Raw genomic sequence first — 16,545 nt, 5'->3', positions numbered from 1 at the left:
AGCCATCCCATGAGTCCGATCCCCGAAGTCTCGCGCCGCACCCTGCTCGGCGGCGCGGCGGCGGCCGCCGTGCTGTCGGCCCTCCCGCTCAGCGTGCGCGAGGCACTCGCCGCGCCGGCCAGGCCCGGCCGGCTCGCGGACATCGAGCACGTCGTGGTCTTCATGCAGGAGAACCGGTCGTTCGACCACTACTTCGGCTCGCTGCCGGGCGTCCGCGGCTTCGGTGACCGGGCCGCCGTGCGCGGGGTCAACGGGCGCTCGCTCTTCCACCAGCCGGACCCGTCCCGCAAGGAGGGCCACCTGCTGCCGTTCCCGATGAACGCCGCGCACACCAACGCGTACCAGCAGGGCGCCCCCGCCTTCGGGTTCGTCGACTCGATGAACGCCTGGAACAACGGCCTGGCCGACGGATCGGTGACCCGCCGCTCGGGCGGCTGGCTCGGCCAGGGCTACTACGAGCCCGCCGACATGCCCTTCTACAACGCGCTGGCCTCGGTCTTCACCACCTGCGACGCCTACCACGCGTCGGTGCAGTGCAACACCAACACCAACCGCGAGCACCTGATGACCGGCACCAGCGGCGGCACCGTCCGCGACACGCCGGTGACCGACAACACCGAGATCCCCGGCGGCTACGAGTGGACCACCTACGCCGAGCGGCTGGAGCAGGCCGGCGTCAGCTGGAAGACCTACCAGGCGCTGGACAACTTCGACGACAACGCGCTCGCCTGGTTCGCCCCCTTCGTCAAGGCCAAGCCCGGCGAGCCGCTGTACGAGCGCGGCATGCGGGCGGTCGGAGACCCGGCGAAGAGCAATGACCCGTTCGCGATGGGCGACGCCCTGGTGGAGGCGTTCACCGCCGACATCCAGGCCGACACCCTGCCGCAGGTCTCCTGGCTGATCGCGCCCGCGGCCCTGTCCGAGCACGCCAACTACGCGCCGCCGAACGGCGAGCACCTGACCGCCCGGCTGCTGTCCGCGCTCGCCGCCAAGCCCGAGGTGTGGGCGAAGACCGTCTTCATCCTCAACTACGACGAGCACGGCGGGTTCTTCGACCACCTGCTGCCGCCCGTGCCGCCGCTCGCGGCCGGCCGGGGCAAGTCCACCGTGCCGGTCGACGGCGAGGTGGTGGTCCGGGTCGGCAAGGGCGGCAGCACCTACCACCGAGTGGTCGGCCAGGACGGCAGATACCGGGTGAAGGCCGCCGACGGCTCGCTCACCTGGTCCGACACCCTGCCGGCCGGCGAGAGCCTGGTCTCCGGCCCGTACCCGATGGGTCTGGGCGTCCGGGTGCCGATGATCGTCGTCTCGCCGTGGACCAGAGGCGGCGTGGTGGACTCCACGGTCTACGACCACACCTCGGTGATCCGGCTGCTGGAGAAGCGCTTCGGCGTCCAGGAGCCCAACATCAGCCCCTGGCGCCGCGCCGTCACCGGCGACCTCACCGCCGTCTTCGACTTCTCCGGCCGTGACCCGCAGTGGCCGCAGCTGCCCGACACCAGCGGCAACCGGCAGAAGGTCACCGACACGGGCAAGCTTCCCGCGCCGACGGTGCCCAGCCCGCAGGCCCTCCCGCAGCAGCAGCGCGGCACCCGCACCGCCCGCCCCACCCCGTACAACCTCACCGTCAAGTCGCGGCTGAAGGACGGCGTGCTGACCGTCGACTTCGTCAACCAGGGCCGCCAGGGCGCCGTCTTCGCGGTCTACCCCGCCCCCGGCGGCGCGCCCCGGCACTACACGGTCGGCGCCAAGGACCGGCTCTCCGACACCTGGACGGTCGGCCCCGAGGGCTACGACCTGCGGGTGCACGGCCCCAACGGCGCCCTCTGGCACCTGCGCGGCGACGCCGCCGCCCTGTACGAGGCCTCGATCTCGGAGGAGCAGAACGGGCGGGTGCTGGAGGTCGACGTCATCAACCGGACCCGCACCGCCCAGACCTTCCTGGTCGGCGACCTCGGCTACGGCGACGGTCTGCGCGAGGTCCGGGTCGCGGCCGGCGACGACAGGACCGTCAACGTCGCGGTGGGCCGCGAGGGCTGGTACGACGTCACCGTGGCGCTGCGCGGTGACCTCACCTTCCGCCGCCGGCTGGCCGGCCGGTTCCCCGGCGACGAGCAGGGCGTCACCGACCCGGCGATGGGCCTGGCCGAGCCGCTGACCGTGGACGTCTCGCTGCAGGCCGCGTCCACCACCATCGACGAGGCGATCCTGCTGCCCGGCCGCCCGGCCCGGATCACCGCCCGCTTCGCCGCCCCCGCGACGGCCCTCACCGCCGTCGAGGCGCAGCTGGTGGTACCGGCCGGCTGGACGTTCAAGGCGCTCACCCCGCCGCCGGCCGCCCTGGCCGCCGGCGCCGTCGCCACCGGCGAGTGGGACGTGACGCCGCCGGCCGTGCTGCCGGTCGGCGCCACGCACCGGATCCTGGTCACCGCGCGAGCCCTGGCCGGCGACCGGTTCGCGATCGCGGACGGCGAGGTGGGCGCCCGCACCGCCCCCGCCATGACGGGCCATCTGCTCGACGAGGACTTCGAGTCGCTGGCGGGCGTGCTGCAGCCGCTCGGATCCGTACTGGGCTGGACGGCGCAGGCCCCACAGGGCTGGTCGGTCGTCAACGCGCCCGGCATGCCGCAGGGCACCGCACGCCTGCAGGGCTGGACCTTCCACACCAAGCGCGCCTGGTCCACCCCGGCGGGCCAGGACCGGGGCAACTTCAGCCGCGGCCTGGGCGTCCTCGCGGTCGCCGACCCGGACGACTGGGACGACACCGGCGCGCCGTCCGGCAAGGGCCGGTTCGACTCGACCCTGGTGTCGCCCGCCGTGCCGATCCCGGCCGGCGTCGGCACGCTGTACCTCGGTTTCGACTCGCACTACCGCCAGGAGGCGCCGCAGAAGGCCTCCGTCACCGCGGTGTTCGACAACGGCACCGAGGTCCGGCTGCTCTCCTACAGCAGTGACGCCACCGGCAACGACAACGCGGGCCAGGACGTGCAGAACGCGTTCGTCTCCCGGCAGATCGCCGTCCCGGCGGGCGCCGGCTCGGTGACCCTGAAGTTCCGGATGTACGACGCGGGCAACAACTGGTTCTGGGCGGTGGACCACGTCCGTCTGGACAGCAAGCCGGTCACCGGCTGACCCGTCCGGACGGACCGGGGCCGGCCTCGCACCGTTCGGGTGCGGGACCGGCTCCGGCCGCGCGGGACCGTGCCGGCGCGGTTCAGGCCCTTGCCGTACCGGTGTGCGGCGACCAGTCGGCCGGCGGCAGCCCGGAGAGCACGTCGCGCAGTCCGTCCGCCTGGTCCGTCAGACCGGCCCGGTCGAGCAGGTCCGCCAGCAGTTCCGCCACGGCACGCGCCTGACCGCCATGGGCGGTGGGAGCCTCGGACGCCAGCCGGGTGTAGATCTCCGCGGCCTCCGCCGTCATCCGCAACGCCCACGGCAGGTCGTACCCCGCGTCGGCATGGACCTCGGCCGCCACCCGGAGGGCGCGGGCGAGGCCGGGTTCATGGGCGGCGGGGTTCGCCGCTGCCAGGCGGCGCAGCAGGGCCACCGCCTCCTCGACGGCGGCCAGCCCCTCCTTCGGCCGGCCGGCCGCCGCGCCCGGTCGACCCGGCCGCGGCCGGTCAGCGCCGCCGGACCCGCGCGGCCAGCAGGGCGATGTCGTCCTCGGCGGCCCGCGGGGCCAGTTCGCCCAGGACGGCGTCGAGCAGCGCCGGCAGGGCGCCCGTCGCCGGCAGCCGCAGGCCGGCCAGCCTGGCCAGCGAAATGTCGATGTCCTCGCCGCGCCGCTCCACCAGGCCGTCCGTGTAGAGCAGCAGGACCTGCTCCGGCAGCAGGTCGCGGGTGGCCTGCTCGTAGCCGCCGAATCCGGTGCCGAGCGGGGGGCCGGTCGGCACCGTCACCAGCTCGGTCGGCTGCCCGGCGACGATCAGCGCGGGCGGCAGGTGGCCGGCGCTGGAGAAGGTCCAGCGCCCGCGCCCCGGGTCGGCGAGCGCCAGCAGGCAGGTCGCGGGCCGGGCCGCCTCGTCCTCGGAGATGAGGGTGTCCAGCTGGCGCAGGATCCGGTGCGGCGGCAGGTCCATCGCGGCCACGTAGCGGAGCATCGAGCGGTAGTTGCTCATGTCGACGGCGGCCTCGACCCCGTGACCCATCACGTCGCCGATGACCAGCAGGGTCCGACCGAACGGCAGCCGGACGGTCTCGTACCAGTCGCCGCCGACCACCGAGGTGGTGCCGGAGGCCAGGTAGCGGGAGGCGAGCTCCAGGTTGGGGTGCGGGTTGCCGGGCTCGGCGAGCAGCGCCCGCTGGAGCTCCAGCGCGATGTCCTGCGAGTGGGCGTAGCGGCGGGCGTTGTCGATGCTGACGGCCGCCCGGCCGGCCAGGTCCTCGACCAGCGCGATGTCGTCCTCGGTGAAGCCCAGGGACGAGCCGCGCAGCCGGGCCAGCGACAGCACGCCGTTCAGCCGGCCGCGGGCGGTGAGCGGGACCACCAGGAGGGAGTCGATCCCGGCGGCCCGGTACGCCGCGAGGTCGCCGGCGTCGGCGGCCGCGGCCGCCAGCCCGGCGTCGGTGAGCAGGTTCGCGGCCACCGGCCGGCCGGTGGCCAGGCTCCGGGCGGCGGCGGAGCCGTCCCGGTGGCGCACGCTCTCGCCGGGCCGGGCGAGTGCGTCGAGGTGCCGGCGGAGCTCGGGCGCGCACGCGACCGCGGTGCGCGGCAGCCGTGGCACGCCGAGGGCGGTGCCGCCGTCGCGCTCCGCGCTCCCGGGCGGCAGCACCTCGACGGTGGTCAGGTCGGCCAGCCCGGGCACGGTGAAGTCGGCGAGCTCCACGCAGGTGGTGTCGATGTCCAGGGTGGTGCCGATCCGGCCGGCGGCCGCGTGCAGCATCGCCAGTCGGGCGCGGGCATGCTCCAGGTCGTGCCGGCTGCGGTCCTCGGGCCGGGCGTCCTCCAGCAGGACGGCGATCAGCCCGGCCGGTCGGCCGTCCAGCTCCAGACGCTGGTAGCGGGCCCGTGGCCCGCCGGCCGCCGCCTCGCGGGGGCGCCCGTCGGCCAGCACCAGGCGCAGGGTGTGCGCGGCGGTGGCCTGCGGTGTGTCCGCGAGCGGCCGGCCCACGAGTTCCGCCGGTGCCAGGCCGGTGGCCAGGACGAACGCGGCGTTGACGTACTGCCAGCGGAGGTCCGGGTCGAGCAGTCCGACGCCGACCGGGAGCTGGCCGAGCACCTGGCCGAGCAGTTCGGTGCTGCCGGTGGCCAGGGCGGCGGCCGCAGCGTCGACCGAGGCGTCGGCGGCCTCCCGGCCCGAAGCCTGCGGGTGCACCGGGCCCTCCTCGCTCGCCGTGCTGCTACGGGACACTGTCCATGATCAGGCGACTCCGCCCGAGCCGCATCCACGCCGGCCCAGTCTGCCGCAGCGGGCTGGCCGGTCCCGCACCGGGCCAAGCGCCGCCCGCCCCGATCGCCCGCGCCGCGGGCCGGCCGGCGGCCGTCGCTCACACCAGGTGACCCGCGCAGCACCGTGGGCCAGGACATCGACGAGCCCGGCGGCGACGGGAGTGGCGTTCGGGGACGGGCGAGGCGCCGGCCTGTCCGCCGGGGCCGCCCCGCGGCCGGTCGCTCAGCTCCGGGACGCGGGTCGGGGACGGAGCCGTACGGCGTGCGCCAGGACCGCGTAGCCGGTGAGGGCGAGGGCCGCGCCCGCCGCCGCGCCGAAGGCCGTGGTCGGCACCAGCTGGACGAGGGGGCTGTCCGGCAGCAGGCTCCAGCGCCGGACCACCCGGTGTGCGGCACCGAGCAGCGCCGCGCCGGCGGTGACGCCGAGCACCAGCGACCGCGGCCAGGGCGCCGGCCGGACGCCACCGGGGACGGCGAGGTCCCCGGCGGTCCGCAGCAGCCGGCCCAGGCTGTAGCCGAGGACGCCCAGCGCCAGCGCCGAACTGCCGTACTGCAGAACCTGGTACAGCGGAACACCGGCCACCGACCGGGCCAGTACCGGCAGCAGCCGGACGCCGGCCCGGTCGTGGTGGGTGAAGGCGTCCCAGCCGACATGGGTGCCCGCGCCGATCGCGGCCGAGACGGTGAACCAGGCGACGGCGGCCGGTCCGGCCCAGGCCCGGCGGGGCCGGACGGGCGCCGTGAGGGCCTCGGCGGCGGCCGCCGCCCGGGCCGGCAGCAGGGCCACCAGCGGGGCCCGCAGCAGCGCGTGCCACACCAGGACGACCAGGGCGGTCAGGACGACGTCCACGGTGGGCACGCCCCACCAGGCATGGGTGACCGAACCGAACCCGAACACGCCGTGCAGCACCGAGTCCGCGAAGTACGGCAGGTCGGGCGCGGTGGAGCCGGCCACCAGGGCGGAGGCGACCAGCGGGCCGCCGCGGGCGCCGGTGCGACCGAGCAGCGGCAGGACGGCGGCGGGGTGGCTCAGGGTGAAGGGCATGAGGTCCACCCAAGCACGGCGGCGGGGGAGGCCGAGCCCCCGCCCGGCCGCCGACGGGGCCCGCTGCCGGGGCGGCCCGACCGGCCAGGCTGCCGGGGGTCAGCGGTCACGCCCGATGCCGGGGGTCAGCAGTCGCACCCGCAGTCGCATCCGCAGCAGTCGCATCCGTCCCCGCAGCACTGGCAGCCGTCGCCGCAGCAACTGCAGCCGTCCCCGCAGCACTCGGCCTTCTCGCAGCAGTCCTGCCGCGCGCACCAGCCCTGCTGGCGCTGCCCGTCGAACGGGTCGTTGTGCTCGCAGCACATCAACTGGCAGCTGCAGGCCATCAGCGTCCACAGCGCGCAGCCGGCCAGCAGGTTGCGCGGCGGGCGGCCGTTGCCGCCCGGGGGCGGGCCGAAGTCGTGGTCCGGCGGCTGCTGGTAGGGGTTGCGGCCGGGCGGGGCCTGCTGCTGGGAGGCCTCGGCGGGGTGTCCGGCGGGGTGTCCGGGAGCGTGCCCGGCGGTGGGTGCGGCGGTGGGTGCGGCGGTGCAGGCCTCGGTGTGGGCGTGCCGGCGGCCGAAGACCCGCTCGACCGCGCGCTCGGTCTCGCGCCCGAGCAGGGCGTGCGTCAGCGAACGATCGGTCAGCTCCACCTCACGCAGCGCCAGCCGGATCCCGTGGACGGCGTCGCGGCAGAGCCGTTCGGCCTCCGCCCGGTCGGTGCCGGTCGCGGTCAGCGGGTTCCAGGCGCCGGTGGCGGCGTCCTGGGCCTGGTCCTCGGCGGCGTCCAGCAGGTGGGCCAGCCGTCCGAACAGCCGCCCGGCCTCGGCGAGCGGGGCCGCGTTGCCGGTACGCCCGGCGAGGACGGCGGTGTGGGCGAAGGCGGCCGCCGTCGCGCTCTCGGTCGGCTCGGTGACCAGCAGCACCGAACTGCCGGGCCGGGCCGCCCGTTCCAGCTCGCCCTGGCGCGCACCGGCGGTGAGCAGCACGCCGGTGTCGAAGCCGACGGCCGAGCCGCTGCCGGCGCTCTGGCGGTCCCACCGCCGGGTCACCGCGCGGGCGCCGACGGCTATCGGACGGCGGGCGAACAGGCCGTCCCGGTCCTCGACGTGGTCGCGCATCTTCACGGCGGCGAGCGCGAGCGAGACCGCGGCGGCCAGCTTGGCGCCCTCGCCCCTGGCGACCTCGGCGGTCCGCATCCCGCGCAGCGGGCAGGGCCCGGCGGTGCGCCGCCAGGAGCCGTCCGCCTTGGCGGCCTGGGCCTCCACCAGGACGGAGATGATCAGGCCGTCGTAGTTGGTGGCCGTCCGCGCCAGCTGTCCGTGGTTGTCCCGCAGGGCCAGGCAGAGCCCGCACAGGTGCGCCGTCCAGGAGCTCCGGAGCCGCTCGGACAGCCCGTGCCGACAGGGTCTGATGATGCCGAACATGATCCCCCTCGTACCCACGGGCCACCCGGCCCGGCTGATCGAGGGCCAATTGTACGATCACCGCCCGCCCCGTCGTGCCGCCGTCGACAGCGGATCCCCGCCCGGGTGTTCGGGGCCCCCGGGCGGCCGACCGGGCCGGCGGCGGTGCCCGCCGGGCGGCCGGCGCGGGCCGGCCCGAAGGCCCTCTGGCGACCTCCCGGGGGCGGGATACCATCACAGAAATGGGAATGTTCGACAGCACGCCAAGTCCCGGCCCACAGGCCGGGTATGCCGTCGCCACCGCGACCGGGACCGGCTCCACCAGCGCCGGTACGACCGGGACCGGGACCGCGACCACCGCCGTCACCGCCGCAACCGCCGGGTACGCCGTCACCGCCGGGTACGCCGTCACCCCCGGGAGCGCCGCAACCGCCGGGGTGCGCCGTGGCTGAGCGCTTCGCCCCGGCCGGGCGGCGGGTGCTCGCCGTCTGCATCGCGGCGGGGTTCACCACTCTGCTCGACCAGTCCGTCCTCAACACCTCCGTGCCGGCCCTACGGGACGCCCTGCACGCCCGGTCCGACCAGATCCAATGGGTGGTCGCCGGGTTCTCGCTGGCCTTCGGCCTCGCCCTGGTGCCCGGCGGGCGGCTCGGCGACGTCCGGGGGCGCCGGACGCTGTTCATCACCGGTCTCGCCGTCTTCACCGGCTTCAGCCTGCTCTCCGCCACGGCCACCCACCCGTGGACGCTGGTCGCCGCCCGGCTGCTCCAGGGCGCCGGCGCCGGCCTGGTCAACTCCCAGATGATCGGCACCATCCAGGACGTGTTCACCGGTCAGCAGCGGGCCCGCGCCCTGGGCCTCTACGCGGTGACCGGCGGGCTGGCCACCGCGCTCGGGCCGCCGGTGGGCGGGCTCGTGCTCGCCGTGGCCGGCGCGCAGGACGGCTGGCGGCTGACCTTCCTGCTGAACGTCCCGTTCGGACTGCTCACGCTCTTCCTCGCCGCCCGCTTCCTGCCGCCGCCGCGCTCCAGCACCGGGCACCCCGACCTCGACCCGGTCGGGCTGCTGCTGGTCGCGGCGCTGACCCTGGTCGTGATGGTGCCCTTCGTCCAACCACCGGGCGTGGCGGGCGCGGGCGCCTACCTGCTCGCGGCGGGCGCGCTGGCCCTCCTGTTCGTCCATTGGCAGCGCCGGTACGCCCGGGCGGGCCGGCACCCCCTGGTCCATCCGGCGCTGGCCCGTTCCCGCCCGTTCGCGCTCGGCACGGTGGTCGCGATGGCGCAGTTCGGGTCCTCGATCGCGGCCGGTCTGGTGCTGATCATGTTTTTGCAGGACGGCCTCGGGATGTCGCCGATGGGCGCGGCCCTGGTCAGCCTGCCGGCCGCGTTGGCGATGGGCCTGTCCTCCGCGCTGGCCTGGCGGGTGGTCCGGCGGTTCGGCCGGCACACCGTCACCGTCGGGATGGCGCTGTCCGCCTTCGCGCTGCTGGCCGGCGGCCTGATCGTGCTGCGGGCGCCGGTCGCCGTGCTGCCGGTGGCCCTCGCACTGGTCCAGTTCTTCGCCGGGATCGCCGTGGGGCTGGTCAACGCGCCCAACCAGGCCGCGGTGCTGCGGCACGCGCCGGCCGAGGCGGCCGGGGTCGGCGGCGCGATCCTGCAGATGTCCCAGCGGATCGCGGCGGCGGTCGGGGTCTCGGCGCTGTCCGGGGTCTACCTGCGCGGTACCACCGCCGGCGGCGGCTCCGGGCACCGCACCGCGTACTTCTACGCGAGTGCCACCTGCGCGGCGATCGCGGCGGCGGCCGTGGTGGTGTCGGTGTTCGCCGCGCGGGCGGCCGAGGCGTCCCCGCTCGCTGCCGGGGAACAGCCCTTGCCGGCCGTACCCCTGCCGTCCCTACCTTCGGTGCCGCTCGTACCGTCGCAGTCCGACGGCCGAGGGCCGCGCGACCCGGCCGCCCGGGTGCCCGCCGCCGGACCGGGGCGGCCGGACGGGCCCGCGCCGGGCTGAGCCGCCGCCGGCCCCCGTGAGGCCGTCGCCCCTGCCGGGCGCGGTTCCTGCGGAGCCGTCACGTCCACGCCCGCGTCCGGGACAAGGCGCCCGGACGCCGCCGAACGCCACGTCCGATTGCCGCCGGACTCCTCGTGGGCGAACCGACAGCATCGTCATGTCCGCACGACCGACGAGGAAGAGGAGCGAACATGACTGCGGTACTGGACGGCAAGGTGGCGCTGGTGACCGGCGGCAGCCGGGGGATCGGGGAGGCGGTGGCCCTGCGGCTGGCCGAGGACGGCGCCGACGTCGCGCTGACCTACCTGGGCAACGCCGAGCGGGCGGCCGACGTGGTGGACCGGATCAAGGCGCTCGGCCGCCGGGGCCTGGCGGTGCAGGCCGACAGCGCGGACCCGGCGGCCGTGCGCGCGGCGGTGGACCTGACCGCCGCCGAGTTCGGCCGGCTGGACATCCTGGTCAACAACGCCGGGACGGGCGTCCTCGGGCCGGTCGAGGAGCTGTCGGCCGCCGACGTGGACCGGGTGCTGCACGTCAACGTCCGGGCGCCCTTCCTGGCCGCCCAGGCGGTGCTGCGGCACATGGCCGAGGGCGGCCGGATCATCACCATCGGCAGCTGCATGTCGGAGCGCAGCGCCTTCGCCGGCGGGTCGTTGTACGGGATGAGCAAGAGCGCGCTGAACGGGCTGACCAGGTCGCTCGCCCGTGAGCTGGGCCCCCGGGGGATCACCGCCAACCTGGTGCAGCCCGGCCCGATCGACACCGACATGAACCCGGCCGACGGCCCGGCCGGTGAGTTGCAGGCGGGCCTGACCGCCCTCGGGCGGTTCGGGCAGCCCTCGGAGGTGGCCGCCATGGTGGCACACCTGGCCGGGGACGGCGGCCGGTACGTCACCGGCTCGGCGATCCTGGTGGACGGCGGGTACGCGGCCTGAGCACCGGAGGGCGGGCCGGCTCGGCCGGTCGGTACGCCCTCCGGCCCGGCGCCGGGCCGTGGCAGGTTCGGTGCGTCAGTCGCCGGTCGGCCCCGCGGGCGCCTCGCGGAGCCGGTCGACCGCGGCCCGCAGGTCGGCCCGGACGAGTTCGGCGAACGGCTCGTGCCCGGCCGGGTCGTAGCCGCGCGGGGTGGCCTCGACCAGCATGATCACGTCCAGGTAGATCCGGTACAGGTCGATCCGCCCGGCGGCCTCCGGGGTGATCTCGAAGTCCGGCCCGACCACCGCGCGGTACCCCGCCAGGAAGTCGGCGTCCGCCGCGATGTCGCCGAACAGAGAGGGGGAGACCAGGTCGGCCAACGGGTCGCCCCAGAAAGCACGTTCGCCGTCGATGACACCGCTGATCCCGGGCCGGCCGGTCTCCTCCGTGAGCAGGACGTTGCCCTCCCAGAGATCGAAGTGGACCAGCGAGGGGACGGTCACCGCGTCGAGCAGCCAGGCTCGTTCACGCACGAGGGCCAGCAGGCTGCCCGGGTCGACCGGCAGGGCCACGGCGTACCGGGCGGCGTCGGCGAGCACGTCGTCCAGCATCCGGCCGAAGGCAGCCCGCCAGCCGGGCAGCAGCCCGTGCTGCGGGTAGCCGAAGCCGGTGCCCCGGACGGCGCGCAGCCGGGCGGTCAACTCGCCGAGGTCCCGCCGCAGTCGGGCCTGGTCGGTGTCGCTCAGATCGGGGCGGGCGCGGTCCCAGCCGGTCCCGGCAAGGTGGGACATCAGCAGGTAGTCGCCGTCGACCAGCCGCCGGTCGAAGTCGGCTGCGATCACCTGGGGGACCGTCACCTCGGTCTGCGTGCCGATCAGTCGGTAGAACTCGGTCTCGGTCCGCATCAACCCGTGCTCGTAGGTGAGCAGCGGGGTCGCCGGCGGTGGCGAGATCTTGAGGACGGCCGTCCGCCCCGACGGGCCGAGGGTGAGCCGGTAGGCGGCGTTGAAGGTGCCGCCGGTGAGCTCCTCGACCTCGGTCACCTCGGTGCCCGGGGCGCAGGATGCGGCGACGACGGCGCGGATCTCCTCCAGGCCGAGCTGTTGCTTCGTGGCGCTGTGCATGGGGCCCTCTCGCGGCTGGTGCTCCCAGGCCGGCCGTGCCGGCGCGCCGGTGCCGCCCGTGCCCGTGAGGTGCCGGCCCGAGGCGTCCGTCCGGCGGGGGCGGCGCAGCCGGAGGGAGAGCGTTCTCCGGGACATCGGGACGCTACCGGGAGCCCCCCGCCGTGGTCAACAACGGGCGGACGGCCGTCGCGTGGGCGACGGCCGTCCAGGTCCTCCGGGCCGGATCGCCCGGTCCGGGCGGGACCGAGGTGCTCAGACCCCGCTCTCGGCGGCCAACCGGCCGCTGCGGATGGCGGCGACCAGATCGGCGTGGTCCGCCTCGGTCCGGTCGGCGTAGGCCACCGCGAAGGCGGCGACCGCCTCGTCCAGCGCCTCGCTCTTGCCGCAGTACCCGCTGATCAGCTCCGGCTCGGCGGTGTGCGCGTGCGCCCGGGCGAGCAGCGCACCGGTGATCCGGGCGTAGTCGTCCAACTGGGCGGGCAGCAGCGCGGCCGGGTCGACGCTGCCCTTGCGGTTGCGGAACTGCCGTACCTGGTACGGCAGTCCGTCCACGGTGGTCCAGCCGAGCAGGGTGTCGCTGACCACCTGCATCCGCTTCTGGCCCAGCACCACCCGCTGACCCTCGTGCGCCGGCACCTCGCGGACGGGGTAGCCGGCCCTGGCCAGGTGCGGGAGGAGCACCGACGGCCTGGCCTCCTTGACCTGCAGCACCAGCGGCTTGTCCCGGTGGTCGGTCAGCAGCACCACGTACGAACGGGTGCCGACACTTCCGGTGCCGACCACCCGGAAGGCCACGTCCTGCACATGGTGCCGGGAGAGCAGCGGACGCAGCTCCGCCGGCACCGTGTCCGCGTAGGGCGCGAGCGAGGCGGCGACCGACGCGGCGAGCTCGTACGGCACCTGGCTGAGCACCGGGGGAGCGGCCGTGAAGCGCCAGTGTCCCTCCGCCTCGCGCACGGTGGACTTGGCCGCGAAGCGGGCGCTGGTGTTGCCCAGTGCCTTGGCCGAGACCTTGTTCAGCACCTCGGTCAGCTCGTGGGCGTCGGTGACCGCGACCAGGTGCTCGTCGGCGACCGCGTTCCAGGCGTCCAGCGCGGGCAGCTTGGCCAGCGCGCGCATCGTCCGGCGGTAGGAGCCGGCCGACTCGAAGGCGGCCTGCCGGGCGACCTGTTCGTCGGCGCCCACCTCGCGCGCGGCGAGCACCAGGCTGGCGGCGAGCCGCTTGAGGTCCCACTCCCAGGGGCCGGGCACGGTCTCGTCGAAGTCGTTGATGTCCATCACCAACCGGCCCCGGGCGTCGCCGTACAGGCCGAAGTTGGCCGCGTGCGCGTCACCGCAGAGCTGGGCGGTGATTCCGCTGGTGGGGGTGTGCGCGAGGTCCGCTGCCATCAGGCCGGCCGAGCCGCGCAGGAAGGCGAACGGCGTGGCCGACATCCGGCCGAGCCGGATCGGCACCAGGTGCTCCAGCCGGCCGGCGTTGGAGGCCTCGATGGCCTCGACCGCGCCGGGCCGGTCGGCGGCCGGGGCGAACTCGGCGTGCTGCTCCCGGGTGGCGTTCTGCCGCAGCACCTTGCCCCGGCGCTTGGCCGAGGAGCCGCCGGGTCTGGGGGCGAACCCCGCCACCGCGAATCCGTGCGCCGGCGTCGGCGTGCCCGCCGCCCCGTCGGCGTCCGCCACATATGTCGTTTCCGTCAGCCCCACCGCTACCGCCCCGTCCGATCCACGCGCCGCCGCCCACGGCGGGCCGCCCCTGTCGCGATGAAGGCTACCCACCTGCGGCGGGCCGCCGACAGCCGGAGTCCGGGGTAGCGGCGCAGGCCGCCCGTCCGGGCCGTCGTAGGGTGGCGGCCATGAGTGATCTCCGGGGGGACACCGGGCTGGTGCGGGTCCGGGCGGGCGCGGGCGCGGCGGCCGTGCTGACGCTGGTGGCGGGCCTGGGCGTCCGGGCGGTGGCCGCCGGGGAGATGGCCAAGTACGCCGGTGACGCGCTCTACACCGTGCTGCTCTGCGCACTCGTCGTGCTGCTCGCGCCGCGGAGCCGCCCGAGGTCGGCCGCCGCCGTCGCGCTGGCGGTCAGTTGGGCGGTGGAGTTCGCCCAACTCACGGATGTGCCGGCCGAACTGTCGGGGCGCAGCACCCTCGCGCGGCTGGTGCTCGGCTCCACCTTCAACCCGCCCGACCTGTTCTGGTACCTGGTGGGCGCGCTGTTCGCGTGGTCGGTGCACGCGGCGGCCCTGAGCCTCGCCCGCGGGGGCCGCCGGCCGCACGGTGCGGCCGCCGGCCCCTGACGGCCCCTGCGTAGCGCCCGTGCGCCCCTTCGCCCGGCCGTCAGCCGCTGACGCCGTCGGCCAGCGGGGCGGCGGCGGCCGGCTCGGCGGAACCGCCGTCCTGCGGGGGGCGACCCGGGCCGTCGGGGCCGAGCCGGGCGGGCCACCAGGTGCGTTCGCCGAGGTCGTACACCAGCGCGGGCACCAGCAGCGAGCGCACCAGGAGGGTGTCGAGCAGGACCCCGAAGGCGACGATGAAGGCGATCTGGGCCAGGAAGGCCAACGGGATCACACCCAGCGCCGCGAAGGTCGCCGCCAGCACCACGCCGGCGGAGGTGATCACCCCGCCGGTGGCGGTCAGCCCGCGCAGCACGCCCTCCCGGGTGCCGTGCCGTCGCGATTCCTCGCGGACCCGGGTCATCAGGAAGATGTTGTAGTCCACGCCGAGCGCCACCAGGAACACGTACCCGTACAGCGGCACCGAGGGGTCCGTGCCGGTGAAGCCGAACACGTGCGGGAAGACGATCGCGCAGACGCCGAGGGTGGCCAGGTACGAGAGTGCGACGGTGGCCGCCAGCAGCAACGGGGCGACCAGCGAGCGCAGCAGCAGGACCAGGACCGCCAGGATGCAGAGCAGCACCACCGGGATGATCTTCGTACGGTCGTGCCGGGCGGTCGTCCGGGTGTCGAACTGCTGGGCCGTGTACCCGCCGACCTTGGCGTCCGCGCCGGGCACCGCGTGCACGGCCGCCCGCAGGCGCTGGACGGTGGCCATCGCCTGGTCGCTGTCGGCGGCGTCCGCCAGGGTGACGTCCAGTCTGATCCGCCCGTCCTCCACCCGGGCCGGCCCGTCCGGCGCGCCGCCGGTGTAGGCCCGGACCCCGCTCACCCCCGGTACGGCCGCAGCCGCGGCGGTGGTCCGCTCCGCCGTCCCGACCTCGGCGATCACCACGGCCGGGTTGCCGGACCCGCCGGGGAAGTGCGCCGACAGCAGCTGCTGGGCGGTCACCGAGGGCTGCTTCTTGATGAAGAGTTCGCTCTGCGGCACGCCCTGCGCGTTGAGGGTCGGGGCGAACGCCGCGCAGGCGGCCAGCACGGCGAGCGCGGCCACCCAGGTGGCCCGCGGCCGGCGGCCGACCAGGGCGGCGACCCGCCGCCAGACGCCGTGCACCGGGACGCGGCCGTCGGCGGGCGGCCTGGCCGGCCAGTAGGCGGCCCGGCCGAGCAGGACCAGCGCGGCCGGCAGGAAGGTCAGCGCGGAGAGCACGGCGCAGCCGATGCCGATCGCTCCGACCGGCCCCAGCGACCGGTTGTTGGTGAGGTCGGAGAGCAGCAGCACCAGCAGGCCGAGCGCCACCGTCAGCCCGGAGGCCGTGATCGGCTCCACGGACCGGCGCCAGGCGATCCGCATCGCCGTCCAGCGGTCCGGACGCAGCTGCAGCTCCTCGCGGAACCGGGCCGAGAGCAGCAGGGCGTAGTCGGTGGCGGCGCCGATCACCAGGATCGACAGCAGGCCCTGGATCTGGCCGTCGACCCGGACGATCCCGTGCTTGGCCAGTACGTAGACGATCGCGCAGGAGACGCCGAGCGCGAACACCGCGCCGATGATCACCAGCAGCGGCAGCACCACGCTGCGGTACACCGCGAGCAGGATCACCAGCACGACGCCGAGCGCCACCCCCAGCAGGATCCCGTCGATCCCGGCGAAGGCACTGCCCAGGTCGCTCTGCAGGGCGGCCGGCCCGGCCAGCCCGACGGTGGTGCCCGGCACCCCCTGGACCTGCGTCCGCACGGCCGTCACGCTGTCGCCGACCGTCCGGCCGAGGTCGGCGCGGAGCGCCACCACGCCGGACAGCGCCCGCCCGTCCTCGGAGGGCAGGGCGGGCGAGACGGCGCCGGTCGCGCCGGGCACCCGCGCGGCGGCGCGCAGCGCCGAGTCGGCGGCGGTCCGCTGCTCCGGGGTGATCCGCCCCTCGCCGTCGGCCTGCCAGACCACCACGACGGGCAGCGTCGCGTCGCGCTCGAATGCCTTCCGCAGCCGGACCACCTCGGTGGACTCCGCGCTCTGCGGGAGGAAGGCCGCGCTGTCGTTGGTGGAGACCTCGCCCAGCTTGCCGGCGTAGGAGCCGAAGGTGCCGCCGAGGCCCAGCCAGGCGACCAGCAGGAGCAGGGGGATCAGGAATCGCGTACGGCGGGTGGATCTCGTCATGGCGGAAGTCCTTCGTGCGTGTCCGGCGTGCTGCTGCCGGCGGCGGGCCCGGCGCGGGAATGATATCTCAATGATTGAGAGACTTAATCGTTGAACTTCTTTTGCCCGGGCCGGGCGCGTTCGGCGGCGCCGCGGGCCCGGTCACGGCCGGCGTCTAGGCTGGGGCCCACGGCGGGCGCGTCCGGCTCCTGCGACCGTACGGAC

At 75.6% G+C, this 16,545-nt stretch carries 12 protein-coding genes; 5 read left to right on the top strand and 7 right to left on the bottom strand.

Annotated elements, in window-relative coordinates; genetic code table 11:
• The first annotated feature begins 9 nt into the window (after positions 1 to 9).
• Positions 10 to 3,132 (top strand): phosphocholine-specific phospholipase C, encoded by a 3,123-nt coding sequence (locus OG689_RS01575; RefSeq protein WP_266316860.1) that lies wholly within the window; start codon positions 10 to 12, stop codon positions 3,130 to 3,132.
• Positions 3,133 to 3,214: 82 nt separating this feature from the next.
• On the opposite strand, the gene OG689_RS01570 is transcribed toward OG689_RS01575, so the two are convergent.
• The 4 genes from OG689_RS01570 to OG689_RS01555 all read right to left on the bottom strand — a co-directional run bounded on the left by OG689_RS01570 (position 3,215) and on the right by OG689_RS01555 (position 7,840).
• On the bottom strand, positions 3,215 to 3,547 hold the full coding sequence (locus tag OG689_RS01570) for a hypothetical protein (protein ID WP_266316859.1): 333 nt from the start codon (positions 3,545 to 3,547) through the stop codon (positions 3,215 to 3,217).
• Between the two features lie 73 nt (positions 3,548 to 3,620).
• Positions 3,621 to 5,315 carry a SpoIIE family protein phosphatase gene (locus tag OG689_RS01565; RefSeq protein WP_266316858.1) on the bottom strand — a complete coding sequence of 565 codons (1,695 nt, stop codon included), beginning with the start codon at positions 5,313 to 5,315 and terminating at the stop codon, positions 3,621 to 3,623.
• A 297-nt stretch (positions 5,316 to 5,612) separates the two neighbouring features.
• On the bottom strand, positions 5,613 to 6,434 hold the full coding sequence (locus OG689_RS01560; protein ID WP_266316856.1) for a DUF4184 family protein: 822 nt from the start codon (positions 6,432 to 6,434) through the stop codon (positions 5,613 to 5,615).
• Positions 6,435 to 6,559: 125 nt separating this feature from the next.
• Positions 6,560 to 7,840 carry a DUF5685 family protein gene (locus OG689_RS01555; protein WP_266316854.1) on the bottom strand — a complete coding sequence of 427 codons (1,281 nt, stop codon included), beginning with the start codon at positions 7,838 to 7,840 and terminating at the stop codon, positions 6,560 to 6,562.
• A gap of 221 nt (positions 7,841 to 8,061) precedes the next feature.
• On the opposite strand from OG689_RS01555, the gene OG689_RS01550 reads away from it, so the two are divergent.
• The 3 genes from OG689_RS01550 to OG689_RS01540 all read left to right on the top strand — a co-directional run bounded on the left by OG689_RS01550 (position 8,062) and on the right by OG689_RS01540 (position 10,761).
• Positions 8,062 to 8,271: a hypothetical protein gene (locus OG689_RS01550; RefSeq protein ID WP_266316852.1), complete on the top strand. Its 210-nt coding sequence runs from the start codon at positions 8,062 to 8,064 to the stop codon at positions 8,269 to 8,271.
• Positions 8,264 to 9,826 carry an MDR family MFS transporter gene (locus OG689_RS01545; protein ID WP_266316850.1) on the top strand — a complete coding sequence of 521 codons (1,563 nt, stop codon included), beginning with the start codon at positions 8,264 to 8,266 and terminating at the stop codon, positions 9,824 to 9,826. Before OG689_RS01550 ends, OG689_RS01545 begins: the two co-directional genes overlap by 8 nt.
• A gap of 191 nt (positions 9,827 to 10,017) precedes the next feature.
• The gene (locus OG689_RS01540; protein WP_266316848.1) at positions 10,018 to 10,761 is read left to right on the top strand and encodes a 3-oxoacyl-ACP reductase family protein; all 744 of its coding nucleotides are present in this window, start codon (positions 10,018 to 10,020) and stop codon (positions 10,759 to 10,761) included.
• Between the two features lie 75 nt (positions 10,762 to 10,836).
• Here the strand turns inward: OG689_RS01540 and OG689_RS01535 are convergent, their stop codons facing one another.
• The gene (locus tag OG689_RS01535) at positions 10,837 to 11,865 is read right to left on the bottom strand and encodes an aminoglycoside phosphotransferase family protein (protein WP_266316846.1); all 1,029 of its coding nucleotides are present in this window, start codon (positions 11,863 to 11,865) and stop codon (positions 10,837 to 10,839) included.
• A gap of 252 nt (positions 11,866 to 12,117) precedes the next feature.
• Complete coding sequence (locus tag OG689_RS01530) at positions 12,118 to 13,434, bottom strand: DUF2252 domain-containing protein (protein WP_266326786.1); 1,317 nt, start codon at positions 13,432 to 13,434, stop codon at positions 12,118 to 12,120.
• A gap of 281 nt (positions 13,435 to 13,715) precedes the next feature.
• Here OG689_RS01530 and OG689_RS01525 point away from each other — a divergent pair, with 281 nt between their 5' ends.
• Positions 13,716 to 14,153, top strand: a complete 438-nt coding sequence (locus OG689_RS01525; protein ID WP_266316845.1) for a DUF2809 domain-containing protein — start codon at positions 13,716 to 13,718, stop codon at positions 14,151 to 14,153.
• A 40-nt stretch (positions 14,154 to 14,193) separates the two neighbouring features.
• On the opposite strand, the gene OG689_RS01520 is transcribed toward OG689_RS01525, so the two are convergent.
• On the bottom strand, positions 14,194 to 16,341 hold the full coding sequence (locus OG689_RS01520) for an MMPL family transporter (RefSeq protein WP_266316843.1): 2,148 nt from the start codon (positions 16,339 to 16,341) through the stop codon (positions 14,194 to 14,196).
• Positions 16,342 to 16,545: the final 204 nt, after the last annotated feature.

The organism is Kitasatospora sp. NBC_00240 (genome assembly GCF_026342405.1).
GTDB lineage: Bacteria > Actinomycetota > Actinomycetes > Streptomycetales > Streptomycetaceae > Kitasatospora.
The sequence above is the reverse complement of the archived record's forward strand: the minus strand, read 5'-3'. Positions and strand labels throughout refer to the sequence as shown.

Bases quoted from the DNA above. Each gene is read 5' to 3' on its own strand.
- OG689_RS01550 (WP_266316852.1), top strand. From the start codon at position 8,062: ATGGGAATGTTCGACAGCACGCCAAGTCCCGGCCCACAGGCCGGGTAT.
- OG689_RS01560 (WP_266316856.1), bottom strand. From the start codon at position 6,434: ATGCCCTTCACCCTGAGCCACCCCGCCGCCGTCCTGCCGCTGCTCGGT.
- OG689_RS01555 (WP_266316854.1), bottom strand. From the start codon at position 7,840: ATGTTCGGCATCATCAGACCCTGTCGGCACGGGCTGTCCGAGCGGCTC.
- OG689_RS01540 (WP_266316848.1), top strand. From the start codon at position 10,018: ATGACTGCGGTACTGGACGGCAAGGTGGCGCTGGTGACCGGCGGCAGC.
- OG689_RS01575 (WP_266316860.1), top strand. From the start codon at position 10: ATGAGTCCGATCCCCGAAGTCTCGCGCCGCACCCTGCTCGGCGGCGCG.
- OG689_RS01535 (WP_266316846.1), bottom strand. From the start codon at position 11,865: ATGCACAGCGCCACGAAGCAACAGCTCGGCCTGGAGGAGATCCGCGCC.
- OG689_RS01520 (WP_266316843.1), bottom strand. From the start codon at position 16,341: ATGACGAGATCCACCCGCCGTACGCGATTCCTGATCCCCCTGCTCCTG.
- OG689_RS01525 (WP_266316845.1), top strand. From the start codon at position 13,716: ATGAGTGATCTCCGGGGGGACACCGGGCTGGTGCGGGTCCGGGCGGGC.